The 15447-nt window shown below is 52.6% G+C and carries 13 protein-coding genes and 1 pseudogene; 10 read left to right on the top strand and 4 right to left on the bottom strand.

What is annotated here, in order from left to right; translation table 11 throughout:
* The first annotated feature begins 61 nt into the window (after window positions 1–61).
* Together MHH28_RS17180 and MHH28_RS17175 are read left to right on the top strand one after the other, a co-directional pair.
* Complete coding sequence (locus MHH28_RS17180; RefSeq protein WP_405117149.1) at window positions 62–1891, top strand: APC family permease; 1830 nt, start codon at window positions 62–64, stop codon at window positions 1889–1891.
* A 116-nt stretch (window positions 1892–2007) separates the two neighbouring features.
* Window positions 2008–2772, top strand: coding sequence for an LPXTG cell wall anchor domain-containing protein (locus tag MHH28_RS17175; protein WP_405104279.1), 765 nt, complete (start codon window positions 2008–2010; stop codon window positions 2770–2772).
* On the opposite strand, the gene MHH28_RS17170 is transcribed toward MHH28_RS17175, so the two are convergent.
* Window positions 2747–5086, bottom strand: a complete 2340-nt coding sequence (locus MHH28_RS17170) for an AraC family transcriptional regulator (protein ID WP_405104278.1) — start codon at window positions 5084–5086, stop codon at window positions 2747–2749. The genes MHH28_RS17175 and MHH28_RS17170 overlap by 26 nt on opposite strands.
* A 174-nt stretch (window positions 5087–5260) precedes the next feature.
* Between MHH28_RS17170 and MHH28_RS17165 the strand changes: the two genes are divergently transcribed.
* The 8 genes and pseudogenes from MHH28_RS17165 to MHH28_RS17130 form a co-directional block, all read left to right on the top strand.
* Window positions 5261–6787 carry an extracellular solute-binding protein gene (locus tag MHH28_RS17165; protein WP_405104277.1) on the top strand — a complete coding sequence of 509 codons (1527 nt, stop codon included), beginning with the start codon at window positions 5261–5263 and terminating at the stop codon, window positions 6785–6787.
* A 120-nt stretch (window positions 6788–6907) separates the two neighbouring features.
* Window positions 6908–7369, top strand: a complete 462-nt coding sequence (locus tag MHH28_RS17160; protein WP_405104276.1) for a GNAT family N-acetyltransferase — start codon at window positions 6908–6910, stop codon at window positions 7367–7369.
* Window positions 7370–7401: 32 nt separating this feature from the next.
* Window positions 7402–7845: a GNAT family N-acetyltransferase gene (locus MHH28_RS17155; RefSeq protein WP_405104275.1), complete on the top strand. Its 444-nt coding sequence runs from the start codon at window positions 7402–7404 to the stop codon at window positions 7843–7845.
* A 656-nt stretch (window positions 7846–8501) separates the two neighbouring features.
* A complete protein-coding gene (locus MHH28_RS17150) occupies window positions 8502–10064 on the top strand; it encodes an extracellular solute-binding protein (RefSeq protein ID WP_405104274.1) in 1563 nt (520 codons plus the stop codon).
* A 113-nt stretch (window positions 10065–10177) separates the two neighbouring features.
* The gene (locus MHH28_RS17145) at window positions 10178–11146 is read left to right on the top strand and encodes an ABC transporter permease (RefSeq protein WP_405104273.1); all 969 of its coding nucleotides are present in this window, start codon (window positions 10178–10180) and stop codon (window positions 11144–11146) included.
* Between the two features lie 21 nt (window positions 11147–11167).
* A complete protein-coding gene (locus MHH28_RS17140; protein ID WP_405104272.1) occupies window positions 11168–12043 on the top strand; it encodes a carbohydrate ABC transporter permease in 876 nt (291 codons plus the stop codon).
* Window positions 12044–12110: 67 nt separating this feature from the next.
* On the top strand, window positions 12111–13238 hold the full coding sequence (locus MHH28_RS17135; protein WP_405104271.1) for a glycoside hydrolase family 105 protein: 1128 nt from the start codon (window positions 12111–12113) through the stop codon (window positions 13236–13238).
* Between the two features lie 67 nt (window positions 13239–13305).
* Window positions 13306–13629, top strand: a pseudogene (locus tag MHH28_RS17130) (glycoside hydrolase family 28 protein); the annotation flags it as partial.
* Between the two features lie 139 nt (window positions 13630–13768).
* Here the strand turns inward: MHH28_RS17130 and MHH28_RS17125 are convergent.
* The 3 genes from MHH28_RS17125 to MHH28_RS17115 all read right to left on the bottom strand — a co-directional run bounded on the left by MHH28_RS17125 (window position 13769) and on the right by MHH28_RS17115 (window position 15436).
* A complete protein-coding gene (locus MHH28_RS17125; RefSeq protein ID WP_405104270.1) occupies window positions 13769–14188 on the bottom strand; it encodes a hypothetical protein in 420 nt (139 codons plus the stop codon).
* A gap of 106 nt (window positions 14189–14294) precedes the next feature.
* Entirely contained in the window at window positions 14295–14933 is a 639-nt protein-coding gene (locus tag MHH28_RS17120) for a hypothetical protein (protein WP_405104269.1), read from the bottom strand.
* Window positions 14933–15436: a flavodoxin family protein gene (locus MHH28_RS17115; protein WP_405104268.1), complete on the bottom strand. Its 504-nt coding sequence runs from the start codon at window positions 15434–15436 to the stop codon at window positions 14933–14935. Before MHH28_RS17115 ends, MHH28_RS17120 begins: the two co-directional genes overlap by 1 nt.
* Window positions 15437–15447 lie beyond the last annotated feature (11 nt).

Raw genomic sequence — 15447 nt, 5'->3', positions numbered from 1 at the left:
AGGTCCAGATTATATTCGTGCATCAGGGGTAATATAACTTAAAAAAAGTCGGTGAGCGATGATGATGTCTTCGGTAAAAAGGTTCCTGATCGGACGGCCGCTAAAGTCGGATCAGCTGGGAGAACAGAAGCTGAACAAAACAAAAGCCCTAGCCATTCTGTCCTCGGACGCCTTGTCCTCTGTGGCGTATGGCCCGGAGCAGATTCTGCTGGTGCTGATCACAGTCAGTACAGCCGCATTCTGGTATTCCATTCCCATTGCAGGCGGAGTACTGGTACTGCTGCTTGCGCTGATCTTATCCTACAGGCAGATCATCTTTGCCTATCCCCAAGGCGGCGGGGCTTATGTGGTATCCAAGGAGAATCTGGGCAAATATCCGGGGCTGATTGCCGGCGGCTCCTTGCTCGTCGATTATATACTAACCGTAGCGGTGAGTGTCTCTGCCGGAACGGATGCGATCACATCCGCTTTTCCGAGCCTGCATCCTTATAATGTGCTCATTGCCATTATCTTCGTGCTGCTGATTACGACCCTCAATCTGCGCGGGGTCACCGAGTCGGCTTCCTTCCTGGCATATCCGGTCTATCTGTTCGTCCTGGCGATGTTCATTATGATCGGGCTGGGCGTGTTCAACGTACTGACCGGCAGGGTACCGGCTGAGCTTCATACTTCACTGGGAACACCGGTGGCCGGAATCAGCCTGTTCCTGCTGCTGCGGGCGTTCTCCTCAGGCAGCTCGGCGCTGACGGGGGTGGAGGCCATATCGAATGCGATTCCCAATTTCAAGGCCCCGGCACCGAATAATGCGGCCAAGACCCTGGCGGCGATGGGGATTCTGCTGGCGCTGCTATTCTCAGGGATCGTGTTCCTGGCCTATTATTACGGCATTGCCCCGCGTGAACAGGTCACGGTGGTGTCCGATATTGCCGAGCATGTTTTTGGCCGCAACTTCATGTATTATGTCGTCCAGGGCACGACAGCCTTAATTCTGGTTCTGGCGGCGAACACGGGATATTCCGCCTTCCCGCTGCTGGCTGTGAATCTGGCGAAGGATAAATTCATTCCCCGGATGTTCACCGTACGCGGAGACCGGCTGGGATACTCGAACGGAATTCTCAGCCTCGGCATCTTGTCGATTATCCTGATTATTGCCTTTGAGGGGCGGACGGAGCATCTGATTCCGCTGTATGCGGTCGGGGTCTTCATCCCGTTCACCCTGTCACAGACGGGCATGATCGTCAAATGGCTCCGGCACAAGCCGGAGGGCTGGCTGCCCAAGCTGATCATTAATGCAATCGGGGCGCTGATCAGCTTCATTGTGACGATGATGTTCTTCCTGACCAAATTCACACAGGTGTGGCCGGTGCTGGTCTTCCTGCCGCTGATTATCCTGTTCTTCTACCGCATCTATAAGCATTATGAATCGGTCGCCGATCAATTGCGGATAACCACCTGCGGGGAGCCGCCGCTGGCAATCGAAGGCAATATCATTATCCTGCCGGTGGCCGGCATTACCCATGTGGTGGAGAATTCCCTGCGGTATGCCAAGTCGCTGGGCGCAGAACAGATTATCGCCGTGCATATCCCGTTCGAGCGGGAGGATGACGCCATCTTCGAAGAGAAGTGGAAGAAGTTCCATCCCGAGGTGCGGCTGGTGACGCTGTATTCGCCATACCGCAGCATTATCCATCCTTTGACCAAATTCATCGATACCGTCCAGCGCAAAGCCAGCGAATCGAATTATCAGGTGACTGTCATCGTTCCTCAATTCATTCCGAAGAAGGGCTGGCATAACATCCTGCATAACCAGTCCAGCCTGCTGCTCCGCGCGCATCTGCTGTACCGGCGCAATGTCATTATTACTACCGTTCCTTATCATTTGAAAAAATAACAATATTATGCGCACGAAAGCCTCCAGCCCCGGATATGCCAGGCTGGGGGCTTTCTGTATCTCCCCGGCATGTGATAAGCTTGACTCTATAGGGTAAGCGGATGGAGGGACAGAGGGTGAAGAAACGCAGATTGAACGGGACTGGAATCAAGACCATACTAATGATGATCACGCTGGTCCTGCTGCTTACAGGCTGCGCACAAGGCACGGCTCATATGACCGTGAAGAAGGACGGCTCGCTGGATCTGGCCTTCAGTCTGTTGCTGGATGCCCGAGCTGAGAAGCTGGTCAGCGGCAAGGTGGAGGAGCTTCTGACCCCCCGGCTGGCGGCTGCAGGGATCGAGCTGAATAAGACGGCGAGCGGCAAATCAACGGAATATCGCTTTCATAAATCGTATGCTTCCATGGAGGAGCTGAAGAACAGCAGCAGCGGCTTCGATATTGTGGAGGCCAAGGTGGGACAGACGGACCGGTGGCTGTATACCAAATACGATGTGTCGGTACAGCCTAAGCTGAATGCCTATACGGATGAGATTATTGACGGCCTTGGCAGCTTAAATGTGCCCAAATCCTGGGTGCGGCTGCTGATGGGCAGCTTCTCTGCCGATTTCAAATTAACGATTCCCTATGATCTGTACGGGCCCAATAATGCGGCTGAGCAAGACGGCAACACGTTAACCTGGCATGTGTCCCTTGCGGATTCCGAGCCGATCCGGCTGGTGGTCTATGTACCGGATATCAAAAATATTGCATTTACAGCAGGCGGTATCTTACTGATTCTGGCTGTACTTCTTACATGGTTTATCCGAAAAAGAAAGCAGCGGAGGCCCAAGGCCCCGCCTGAAGGGCCTGCGCCTACTCATCGTCCGGGACCGCTCTAAGCTTCGTGTGGAAGCTGTCCCGGTACTGGCCGGGGGTCATCCCCTCCTGCTTGCGGAAGGAACGGATGAAATTCTGTGAATTGTTGTATCTCAGGCGGGAGGCGATATCCTTCACGGGCATATCGGTCTCCTCCAGCCATTTCTTGGCCATTTTGAACCGGTACATTATCAGGTAATCACTGAAATAATACTGCGTCTCCTTACGGAACACACTGCTGATGTAGTTGGCGTTATAATGCAGCCGGGAGGCGCACTCCTCCAGCGTCAGATCCTGGTCATATTCATGCTGGACGATGTCGATCAGCTTCTCGGAGATATTATGATACTGGGCATTCTGCCTGCTGTGGAAAATGACGATGACCGGCTGGATCACGATCGTCCAGAACCAGTCTTCAATCTCGGCCACGATGTGCAGATCGGTCAGCTCCTCGAACAGGGACCCGCCCGCATGATAGATCTGGTTCAGCGTAATGCCCGATTCCTGCATCATAATGAGCGTGTTGTTCAGCAGCCGCGTCAGCGGAATCTGATATTCCTGCGGCGAGAGCCCCAGCGCAAAAATACACTTAAACAGCTTATGCAGCAGCTCCTTCGCTTTATCACTGTCCGCCAGCTTGATGGCATCCATCAGGTCATTTTCCGTATGGGTCGGGTAGTTCAAATTGAGATAATGCTTGCCCGAGTTGATATTCTCATATTGGATGATGATGCCTTTGCCCAGGGTAATCCGGTGCTTCAAGGCTTCCAGGCTTTCCCTGTAGGCAATCGACATTTTGTCAAAGGAATGAAACGGCAGGCTAAGTCCAATGCTGACCTGCAGCTTTAGGACATGATTAATCTCCTGCTGGAGCTTCTCTGTTAGCGCATAGAGCATCCGGTGAAAAGCTTCCGTGTCCTCATCGGCGCTTCCGATTAAGACCGCCAGGGCATGACCCATCATCACAGGGGTTAGCCTGTGCTGCGCAGAGACCAGCTCCTGGGTCATATTATGCGCGGCGAATAACAGCAGGTTGAGATCCTTTTTCTCATAGCTGTTCTCCTCGGAGAAGTCGATGCTCAGCGTAATGACCGCCATCGTCTTCCACTCCTCCACTTGCTTGCCGTACCCGTATTGCTCCAGCTCCTCCATCAGCTCGCGTCTTCTCAGATTGCCCCCGAACGCCTGAATCAGGAAGAAGGTCCGCACCTGCCCGAGATGCTGGCTGACCTCCTTCTCCAGCTGTGACTTCGATTGGAACAGGGAATGCACCTGCTCGCCGATGAGCTGGAATTCATCGGTGCGCCCTGCCCGCAGACCTGGACGGCGCAGTCCAATCTGGGTGAGTAGCCGCTCAATAGGTGTATACATGCGCCGGGAGCCCAGCCAGGCCAGCAGCACAGACAAAAGCAGCATGAACGTGCAGACGAAGACCGTGTATGTGCCGATTTTGCCCGATTCGCGGGTCAGACTCTTGATGGAGGTGGCCGACAGATAGATCCAGCCGTTCAGCTGGGAACGCATATAAGTGATAGAGTAATCGGCGTCATGTAGCCTTGTCTTGAATTGTCCAGACGGTTCGGCGGCAGTATTGATCTGCTGTAAGCCCGTGAATCCGGCCGCTTCGGCAGGCTCTCCGATCAAATTGCGGTCCGGGTGCAGCAGAATCCGTCCGCTTTTATCCAGCACCATAATGTTGTCCAGCGGCTGCATATCGGGATTGATGAAGTCCTGGAGACTACAGGCCGGAATATTCGCCAGGGCCAGGCCGTATTTCTGCAGCTTGGTCGTCGGCAGCTTCTTGATCAGGCTGATGCTGTACTTGCAGCCGGTCACATTAATGCTCTCTTCGCTGTAAAAGAGGGAGGAGGGGTTCAGCACCCAGGAGGAGCTGCCTTCCACATTCAGCAGATTGGTGAGCTGCTCGTAATTGGGGTATTCATTCAGCCGGTAGAGCCCGGAATTCTTGATCATCCAGTTCTGCCGCTGATTGAGCAGGATGACATCCTCCAGCCTCGTATCGAAGGACTGCATATTGCGGATCTCATTGCGGATGTCATTATATAAAATGAAATCGTTTTCATTCAGCGGGTTGTTCAGCGCCTTCTTCAGCACCGAAGAGTTCACGACCTGGTTTAAGGTTTGGTTGACAGTATTCAGCTTATGCTCTACATTTGAGGTAATTTGTAAAATGAGTTCCTTTTTGCTTTCGTTAACATTTTTTTGAATTTCGCTTGAGGATGTGAAATAAGAGAAGGAACCGATGAACAGCACCGGCAGGATGCTGATGGCGAACGCGAACATAGTTAATTTACTGAGAAAGCTAAGATGTTTCAACCGGGCTCAGCACCTTTACATAAATTAGGATAATCACTGTCTTAAGTGTATGCATCACGAAGGATAATAACAATAATCATCTGGTGCCGCAATAATCATTTTCTCTAATCATCTGTAAATATCCTACATTTCGCAATAGATCCATATACATATTACGCTTCGGGGGGTTATGGAATGTTCAACCGGTTAGCGGGCAGGAAGGGCACTTTTGCAGGAGGCTTCATCCTATTCTTATCGTTCATTATGTTAAGCGCTTGCAGCGGGGACCCGTCCGCCGGTTCCGATTCAGCAGACGCTCCGCCGTCCATTTCGATACTGGCACCGCTGCATTTTCCGCAGACGCCTTCGGGGGAGCTGATCGCCGAGATTGAGCGGTTGACCGGGACTCAGCTCGATATAACCTGGGTGCCGGAGGGCGTCTATACGGACAAAATGAATACCGCACTGACCACCGGGTCCCTTGGTAAAGTGACGTTCGTGAAATTCACCGATTATAATCCGGTCAAGAATATGATCCGCTCCGGCGCTTTTTGGGAGATTGGCCCCTACCTGGACGAATATCCGAATCTCAGTCAGCTGAATGCGGCGATTCTGGGGCAGACTTCGGTGGACGGAAGGGTATATGGCCTCTATACGGAAAGGCCTGCCTCCCGGCAGGGCATTATTATCCGCAAGGACTGGCTGGAGAAGCTGCATCTCAGTCCGCCGGGAACGCTGGAGGAGCTGTATGAGGTGATGAAGCAGTTCACCATGAGTGACCCGGATGGCAACGGCAAGGCAGATACCCTTGGACTGGTGGACCGCAACGATCTGGTGTACGGGGTATTCAAGACGTTAAGCTCCTACTTCGGCACGCCGAATAACTGGAAAATCGAAGATGGACAGTTCATCCCGGAATTCGCCACACCTGAATATATGGACACGATGAACTTCATGCGCAAGCTGTATAAGGAGCAGAACATCAACCAGGATTTCGCCCTGACCAGCAAAGAGGTGCAGCGCGACAAGTTCATCCGGGGAACAGCGGGGATCTTCATCGGGAGCATGACGGATGTGCAGCGGCTCTCGATTGAAGCCAAAGCGATCAACCCCAAGGCGGAGCTGACGCTGATTAACCGGATTAAGGGGCCGCAAGGATACAGGGTATGGTCCATCCCCAAGTACAACGGCTTATATCTCTTTTCCCGCAAAGCCATTGCCACTGAGCAAGAACTAAAGCAGGTTCTCGGATTCTTCGACCGCACGATGGATGAGGATGTCGCCAACCTGATGGCGTACGGCTTCGAAGGCCGCCACTATAAGCTGGACGTGTACGGCAAAGTGATTCTCCCGGAAGAGACCTCCCAGCTTCGGGTGTATGAGGTCAATCCGCTCAACTCCTTGATGATCGCCGATGTGGGCAATACGCATATCAAGGAAGTCGCACAGAAGGAGCAGCTCACCGCCCTGGCCGACCAGCTCAGCCGGGATAACGAGCAGTTCCTGGTCGATGACCCCACCGTGTCACTCACCTCGCCCACCTATGACGAGAAGAACGCCGAGCTCACCGCCATCATCACAGACGCCACGTACAACTATATTCTCGGCAACATCGACGCCGCCGGCTTCGCTGGAGAGGTCGAGAAATGGAAGACCAGCGGCGGCCGCCTGATTATTCAGGAGTATGGGGAGGCGGCGAGGGCGAGAGGGGTGGAGGAGTGAGTGATACATGTACAGAGCTGGAGTTGCAGCAACTCAGAGATAAGCCCACCATGTCGCGTATAACTTCTAAATTGTGGTAAGATAAGGGTTATTCTAACTTGCTGATTACAAGGAGACAATATGGAACCAATCATTATCCAACCTGTGAACGCCCGGAATTGGGAGGAAGCTCTAGAGATTTCGGTCTGTAAGGAGCAGCGGAACTTCGTTCCTTCGGTGATGGAATCGCTCGCGTATGCTTATATTAAGCCGTGGGATGAAGCGTTAGATCCGTATATTTTGTCTATAGACGACCAGATTATCGGCTTCTTTTATCTTTCATATACTCCCGGGAGCTCAGATAATTACTGGATCGGCGGATTTCAGATTGACCGCAGGCATCAACGGAAAGGTTACGGGAAACAAGCAATGGATGAAATCATTACGTTCATTAAGGAAGTTCATCCGATGTGCAGCTTAATATCCTTAACCGTAGAACAAGAGAATTCGGTAGCGCAGAAGTTGTATGAAGACTTAGGGTTTACCAGCGAGCAGCGTTTGAACCAGGATGGGGAGCGGATCTATAATCTCCGGCTTACCTGAAGATTCAATACATAATGGAGGTTGATCATACCATGAATATTCAATTACATAAGATTACCCCGGAGCTGGAACAGGAATGTACCCAATTGAGCGTGAGTGCCGGGCAGCTGGACTTGGTGGCAAGTAATGCAGACTCACTGGTACATGCGGTAAATGAGCCTACCTCTGTACCCTACGGCATTTTTAATGAAGAAGAGATGGTTGGATTTGTCCTGTTCGATAATGAAAGATATACAGACGGTTACTATTGGATTCTGAGATTTATGATAGACGGGAGATTTCAGGGGAAAGGTTATGGGCGCTCGGCTATTAAGGAAGTCATTAAGATGCTCAGAACCCGCGAGGACTGCACACAGATCAGGGTATCGCATATTCCGCATAATCTAACGGCCAACAAGCTCTATAAGGATGTGGGATTCATCGATACTGGGGAGTTAGAGGATAACGGGGATATTATTTTGGGTTATTCGATGTGAGCTTCTCCACAATTGTTCAGTCGGGTACCAGTCGCTATAAGAATTAGGCAAATGCATCTCTGGATCGCCCATATCAAGACATAACCAAGGAATGTTGCACGAAATGCAGGAATTTTCTCTTTGGGCGGCTTAGAAGAGAAGGAATGCTGCTTTTTCTGCAACATTTTTTGATAATGGTTAGTTTATGAAGAGGAATGTTGTAATTTGTGCAGGATTTCTGAGTAACAGCGAGACTAATCAGCTTTCTCTCCCCACATGGCCCCGCCGCGCGAAGCGGCGGGGCTATTCCTTTGCCCCCTTTCAAGGATAGGCCTTGAAAGCCCTCAGCCTGGAGCGGCAGAAAGGGACGGAGGGAGGTTTGGAACTGGAGGAGCGGTAGCGTCCGCCTTTGTCTACGGATGTTATCTGCTGCAAGCATATAATCAACAACATCTGGAGACAACAGCGGCCGGAAGTCCAAAGCTCACGCAGTCCCGCTCCCCGCCGCTTCCTAACGGGTCTTCCCACGGCCTATCCTCCCCCCCATCACACGATAATCATTAACCCACACCCCCACACCCCGCCCGCCTTTATGAGCAAATGATTGTTTTCGTAATCCTTCGCGCAGCGTAAGGTGAGCTTGTAACCAATACAAGTTAAACGGAGGTCAAAGAGGAATGACGAAAAAATCCTTCAACCTGCTCCTAAGCTCGCTGCTGACACTCAGCATGTTGTCCGCTTGCGGCGGTAACAACAATAAAGAGGCGGCGGCTACCACAGACCCGGGCGCCAGCACCGGGACCAACACAACCGTAACCACGGACCCGGCCACCGCAGAGCCGGAGAAGCCGACAGAGATTAAGATTATGCTGCCGCTGAATACGACAGATACTCCGCCCGATACGATCAAGACGGAAGTGGAGAAATTGACGAATACGAAGCTGACCTATCAATTTTTCCCGGCCGATACGTATGAAGAGAAGCTGAACTCCTCGTTCGCCACAGGCTCCCTGCCGCAGGTGACGTATCTGAAGAATCAAACGACCTTCCTGCAGATGAAGGAAGCGATCAAGGACGGGCAGTTCTGGGAGATCGGGCCGCTGCTCAGCGAATTCCCGAACCTGAACAAGCTGAAGCCAGAGATCCTGAATAATACGAAGGTAGACGGCAAGCTGTATACCCTGTACATCGGCCGCCCGCTGGCCCGCCAGGGGATTATTTACCGCAAGGACTGGGCGGATAAGCTAGGTCTGAAAGCACCGGCCAATACCGAGGAGCTGTTCGCCATGGCCCAAGCCTTCACCGAGAAGGACCCGGACGGCAATGGGGTGAAGGATACCATCGGTCTGGTGGACCGCAATGAGCTGGTGTACGGCGCATTCAAGACGGTCTCCTCCTGGTTCGGCACGCCGAATAACTGGGCGGAGAAGGACGGCCAACTGGCCCCGGAATTTACCTTCCCGCAATACATCGACACGATGGATTTCTTCCGGAAGCTGCGTGAAGGCGGGTACATGAACCAGGACTTCGCGGCAACCAGTAAAACGGATGCGGTGAATACGTTCGTCAGCGGCAAGGCGGGGCTCTATATCGGCGGGTCGATGCAGGATATCGATTCTCTGAACAAGGACCTGATCAAGAACGTGCCGGATGCCGTACTGGATACGCATAGTATGGTGGCTGGATCTGACGGCAAGTTCGCCCAGTGGATGATTCCCGGCTATAACAACGTAGTGCTGTTCCCGAAATCTGCGGTGAAGGATGAAGCGGAGCTGAAGAAGATTCTGAAGTTCTTCGACTACATGATGACTCCTGAAGTATCGAACCTGATGTACTGGGGCATTGAAGGTACACACTACACCGTGGTGGACGGCAAAGCCAAAGCAACCGACAATAAAGAGCTGATCGAACGCGAAGTCAAAGGCTTCAAGGACAGCGTCATCGGCGAATACGAAACGAACGGCATGTATCAGAGTCTGAACGTGCTGCCGGGCCGGATTCATGCGGAGGAGCTGGTGCTGGAGAATGTGAAGGTAGGGGTGGCCGATCCTACAGCCGCACTCGATTCGGCAACCTATACGTCTAAGGGCGTGGAGCTTCAGCAGATCATTACAGATGCCACTTATAAATACATGTACGGTCAGCTCGACAAGGCCGGATTCGAGAAGGAAGTGGAGAACTGGAAGAGCCGGGGCGGGGCGAAGATCATCGAAGAATACAACGCCGCGTACAAAAAATAAGCACAGCACAGCCGCTATAGGAGCGGACTGAACAGGAAGAGGGCTGCCCCGGGTTAGCGCTCCGGCAGCCTTTTTTCTACCAACGAATAATTTACAGAGAAAGGAAGAGAACCATGCAGGAAGTTACCGCCCCGTCCCGAGCAGTTCCCGAACCGAAGCCAAAGAAGTATAAGAGCAGCAGTGAACTGAAGAAGCGGCTGTGGCGCAATAAATTACTCTATGTGATGCTGATCCCCGGCGTGCTGTATTTCATTATCTTCAAATATTTGCCGATGTACGGACTGATTATTTCCTTCCAGGATTACAAGCCGTACCAGGGGATTACCGGGAGCGAATGGGTGGGCATGAAGCATTTCAGCCGGCTGTTCACCGAGCCTGATTTCCTGAACATACTCAGCAATACGCTGATTTTGTTCGGGATGAATATTCTGATTTATTTTCCGATTCCGATTATCTTGGCCCTGATGCTTAATGAACTCAGAGGCACCTTCTTCAAAAGATTCTTCCAGACCTTAGTCTATCTGCCGCACTTCATGTCCTGGGTTATTGTCGTCTCAATTTCCTTCGTCATGGTGACGATGGACGGGGGGATTATCAACGAGCTGCTGGCTTACTTCGGATTCGCCAAAATCAATTTCCTGCTGAGTCCGGGCTGGTTCCGGCCGATGTATATCCTTCAGGTCATCTGGCGGGAAGCGGGCTGGGGCACGATTATCTATCTGGCTTCCATTGCCGCTATTGATCCGGGGCTCTATGAAGCTTCGCGTATGGACGGCGCCGGACGGCTCAGACAGGTCTGGCATATTACGCTTCCGGCCATCCGGGGAGTGATCATCACCCTGTTCATTCTGAAAATCGGTTCCGTTCTCGACCTGGGCTTCGAGCATGTCTACCTGCTGCTCAACTCCATGAACCGCGAGGTTGCGGAAATTATCGATACGTATGTCTACACCGCCGGTCTGCGGCAAGGGCAATTCAGCTACAGTACAGCCATTGGCTTCTTCAAGTCGATTGTGGGCCTGATTATGGTCATGACCGTCAACAAGGTGTCCAAGAAAATAGGAGAAGAAGGCGTTTATTAAAATGCCGCGGGAGGAATTCAAATGGTAGAAGACCGCACGATCAGCGGCAGACTATTCTCTGCCGTCAACTTTATACTGCTCGCCCTTATTGCGCTGGTAACGGTGCTGCCGTTCGTCCACGTTGTCGCAGGCTCTTTCACAACCAGTGCCGAGCTGGCTGCCAACAAGTTTGTGCTGATTCCGAAGGTGTGGAGCTTCGAGGCGTACAAATTTATTTTCTCCACCAATACGATCTTCCGGGCCTTGGGAGTGTCAATTGCAGTCACACTGGTAGGCACGCTGTTCAGTATGTTCATTACGGCGCTGATGGCCTATGGTCTCTCCCGCAGGGATCTGGACGGCCGCCGGGTGTTCAACTTCCTGGTGGTGTTCACGATGCTGTTCCACGGGGGAATGATTCCTACGTTCCTGGTGGTGAAGGAGCTGGGGCTAATCGACTCGTATGCGGCGCTGATTCTGCCGTCGGCGATCAGTGCGTTCAATATGATTATACTCAAGAACTTTTTTCAGAATATTCCTGAAGGGCTGGAGGAATCGGCCAAGATTGACGGCTGCAATGACTTCGGGATTCTGTTCAAAATCGTGCTGCCCCTGTCACTGCCGGCGATTGCCACTATCTCTCTGTTCTACGCCGTGACGTACTGGAACACTTATATGAGCGCCATTCTCTATCTGGATAACAGCGCCAAATGGCCGATTCAGGTTCTGCTGCGGCAGATTGTCGTGCTGGCCAGCGGGATGGATCACAGTGCAACACTGGACGGTACAGTTCCGCCGCCGGATCAGACGATCAAGATGGCCGTTATCGTGGTCGCTACGCTGCCGATTCTGATGGTGTATCCGTTCCTGCAGAAGCATTTTGCCAAGGGTGCGATGCTGGGCTCGATGAAGGGCTGATGACTGACAGATGTTGACGGACGCCGAGGGACGGCGGGATCTTCTAAACGATGAAAGGGGTACACAGATGATAGGCAGTCTGCCGCAAACACCGATCGAATGGGCGCAAAAGGCCTGTGATTCACTAATGGATACGTATGAGGCGGGAGAGCTCCCGCCTGCGCACCGCTGGCATTATCATCAGGGCGTGTTCCTGTGCGGGATGGAGCTGCTGTGGAAGACGCTCGGGGAGGACCGCTATATCGATTATATTAAGCAGTATGTGGATGATCTGGTGGATGAGCAGGGGAATTTCGACTTTGCCCGGGATGAGCTGGATGCCGTACAGGCGGGGCTGCTGCTCTTCACACTGTATGAACGGACCCGTAAGCGGAAATACCGGGAGGCTGCGTTCAAGCTCCGCTATCTGCTGCTGACGCTGAACCGGACCTCTGAGGGCGGGTACTGGCATAAGGACAAATATCCGAACCAGATGTGGCTGGACGGGCTGTATATGGCCGGGGTGTTCTCGCTGAAGTATGCGAATACTTATAGAGACGATTCATTACGGGCCGAGGTCCTTCACCAGGAGCGCCTGATGCGCAAATATATGAAAGACGAAGCCACCGGCCTGCTCTATCATGCCTGGGATGAGAGCCGCAGAATGCCATGGGCGAATCCCGGCACCGGCTGCTCGCCGGAGTTCTGGAGCCGCTCGCTCGGCTGGTACGGGCTTGCGGTCTCGCAGTTCATGGATGAGCTGCCGGAGACTGATCCGGGGCGGGTGGAGCTGGCCGCCGAGCTGAGCGGATTCGTGCAGGCGCTGATCCGCTGCCAGGATGCGGCAAGCGGCCTGTGGTATCAGGTGGTGGACAAGGGACATGAGCCGGATAACTGGCTGGAGACCTCCGGCTCCTGTCTGTTCGTGTACACGATAGCGCGGGCGGTGAAGCTGGGTATTCTTCCGGCTGAAGCTATAGATGAAGCGGTGGAAGCCGCTCGTAAAGGCTATGAAGGCTTAATTCAGGTGCTCCAGTGGGATGAGCAGGACCGGCTGATTCTGCCGGATATCTGCATCGGAACATCGGCAGGAGATTACCGCAATTATGTCACCCGCCCGAAGGTAAGCAACGATCTGCACGGCGTGGGCGCGCTGGTAATGGCCTGTGTGGAGATGCAGGGTTTGTATCCGGCGCAGGAGGTGCAGGGTGTATAACATAGTGGATTACTGAGCGCAGCGGGACAGCGGAATTCCGGCGATGCAGGCGATTGCGGATGCTATTGCAGCGGCGGGACTCCTCTACGGGCTGCCTGAGCAGGCCGTAGAGTAAATTAGCTTCACCAATATCGATATTTCGATGGCGAAGCACGCCGTGCCCGGCCAGCCCGACATGATGGCAGGGCTTCAGGACATGCAGCGCCGGGGCTTCTTTCTCGGCAATGTCCGTGATGTGCAGTATCAACAGGTGAGCATAGAGAACCATGACGGGCCTGCTTTTACCATTGAAAATGGGGAAGAAGTGGAGTTCCTGAACTGCCGCTCCAGAAATACGGCCAAGCCGGAGAATCTGGTGGAGCAGGTTAGGGTGGTACTGGCGGAAAGGTAACGCCTGGAGGTTCTGTGAGACCTGGTGAGATCAGGCGAGACCAAGGGAGTCATTCCTCTGACCGTGTGCGCGGAAGCTGAAAGTGAAAGAGCCTGGTCCTTTTGGGGACCGGGTTTTTAAGGTTAAATAGAAGTTTGTACTATTTCACTTGAATTTTCATGGCGTAAACCGCAGTGCCTTTCTTCCAAGTAGCCATCACTCCATAGATGTAGGTGCCTGCACTATCCGGTGCATTAAATTGATTTAAGTCAGTAATATCTTTGAATTTATTCTTACTAAAGTGTTCTCTTATAAGCATTGAATCCGGCGGAGAATCAAATTTGATCTTGATTTCAGATCCGGCAGGAACAACTTCCGCCTCCTTCTTCTCCATAGCTTCCCACGGACCCCCATATAATTCTTTGGCACCCCAACTATACGTACTAACCTCGACTGGAACAGTTTCATCGGTATCCAAAGTAGCGCTCATTTCAGGTAACGGCATGGAGCTAAGTTTGCTGCATCCGGTGATCATCACTATAAGAATAAGTGCTAGTAACAAGTTTACTTTCCTGTTCATAGGCATCCCCTTCTTTGGCAGACTATGTAACAGGTATTCTATACTATGATTGTCAAAAAACAAATATAGGCGATAAACCACAGTATGCAACTGGTTACAGTATACCCTACATCCTCCGCAGCAGATCCTTCGGCTTCAGCCCGTTCTTTTTCGCCGCAGCATTCCAGAAGGAGTGGGTAGCGCTCCATTTCCAGGCGAAACGCGGGAAGTTCGGGCTGATCAGCAGGGGATCCCCGGAATTCCGGGACTGAATGCTCTCGGCCAGACTGTGCAGGGCACGGCCCAGGTTCTTCAGCGGTCCCTTGCCGAGAGGAACCTTCCCCAGGGAGCCCAGCATTTCACCGGCGCCATGGCCTAGGCCTTGCCCGAAATGAACACCGGCGCGCGCGCACCAGTGGTTCAGAATATCCAGTGCAATCTGGTTCTGCTCGCCCTCATAGAAGCCGTTGTTGATCAGCGCATAGATGTAGATCTCCCGTTCGCGTTCCGACTTCAGGTAATCTTCGAGAGTAACCAGCAGCTGGAACAGATGTGACGGGATGCCGTCAGTATAGATCGGGAAAGCAAACACCAGGACATCCATGCGGCATAGCTCACTGTACTGCTCAGGTGTGAGCGGCTTTTTATTGGGAGTGTAGTAGTGCAGTTCATTGCCGCTGACGATGAGCGGTTCCAGCATTCCCAGCAGAATGCCAGAGTTGCTGCCCGTAGGCTTGGGACTGCCGTTGATCATGGCTACGTTCATTAGATGACCTCCTTAATGCTGCGCGGACTGTTATGGAAGTAGACATTGTTGCCTGTAGAATAGAAATTGATGCTATTAGCGGCGACCAGTGTTCGGGCTGTATCTTGTTCAGCTTCCGTGATGTCGTCGCCATAGAAATGCACCGATAGTGCAAACTGATGATCATAGCGGTTGCGGTGATGGGTGTCTCCCTTGCGGGTTACAAAATAAGGAAGCACGTAGGAGATGCTCCGGTTCAGCACATTCAGTACAAAGGGGCTGTAGCTGCCATACATACATTTGCTGATAATAATAAGTTCATCGCTGCGGGAGAGCAGCTCGCCCAGATTGTTATAGCCATCCCGCTTAATTACGCATACACCGGGTGTCCGGGTCCAGCAGCCGAAGCAGCCCAGGCACGAGCGAATGGCACCGTTATCCGAGATGATCGTCAGCTCTTCTTGCGTATCCCCGACCCAGCCCGCGAATTCTTGCTCCTGCAGATCATGTATGATCATTCTCATGACTTCATCTC

Source organism: Paenibacillus sp. FSL K6-1217 (assembly GCF_045040735.1).
In the GTDB taxonomy this organism is placed as follows: Bacteria; Bacillota; Bacilli; order Paenibacillales; family Paenibacillaceae; genus Paenibacillus_AQ.
This window is presented reverse-complemented; position numbering and strand designations above follow the sequence as displayed.

What these genes read in the sequence shown, in the direction of transcription:
- MHH28_RS17180 (WP_405117149.1), top strand. Translation starts at nt 62, where the DNA reads ATGATGTCTTCGGTAAAAAGGTTCCTGATCGGACGGCCGCTAAAGTCG.
- MHH28_RS17165 (WP_405104277.1), top strand. Translation starts at nt 5,261, where the DNA reads ATGTTCAACCGGTTAGCGGGCAGGAAGGGCACTTTTGCAGGAGGCTTC.
- MHH28_RS17160 (WP_405104276.1), top strand. Translation starts at nt 6,908, where the DNA reads ATGGAACCAATCATTATCCAACCTGTGAACGCCCGGAATTGGGAGGAA.
- MHH28_RS17155 (WP_405104275.1), top strand. Translation starts at nt 7,402, where the DNA reads ATGAATATTCAATTACATAAGATTACCCCGGAGCTGGAACAGGAATGT.
- MHH28_RS17150 (WP_405104274.1), top strand. Translation starts at nt 8,502, where the DNA reads ATGACGAAAAAATCCTTCAACCTGCTCCTAAGCTCGCTGCTGACACTC.
- MHH28_RS17145 (WP_405104273.1), top strand. Translation starts at nt 10,178, where the DNA reads ATGCAGGAAGTTACCGCCCCGTCCCGAGCAGTTCCCGAACCGAAGCCA.
- MHH28_RS17140 (WP_405104272.1), top strand. Translation starts at nt 11,168, where the DNA reads ATGGTAGAAGACCGCACGATCAGCGGCAGACTATTCTCTGCCGTCAAC.
- MHH28_RS17135 (WP_405104271.1), top strand. Translation starts at nt 12,111, where the DNA reads ATGATAGGCAGTCTGCCGCAAACACCGATCGAATGGGCGCAAAAGGCC.
- MHH28_RS17125 (WP_405104270.1), bottom strand. Translation starts at nt 14,188, where the DNA reads ATGAACAGGAAAGTAAACTTGTTACTAGCACTTATTCTTATAGTGATG.
- MHH28_RS17120 (WP_405104269.1), bottom strand. Translation starts at nt 14,933, where the DNA reads ATGAACGTAGCCATGATCAACGGCAGTCCCAAGCCTACGGGCAGCAAC.
- MHH28_RS17115 (WP_405104268.1), bottom strand. Translation starts at nt 15,436, where the DNA reads ATGAGAATGATCATACATGATCTGCAGGAGCAAGAATTCGCGGGCTGG.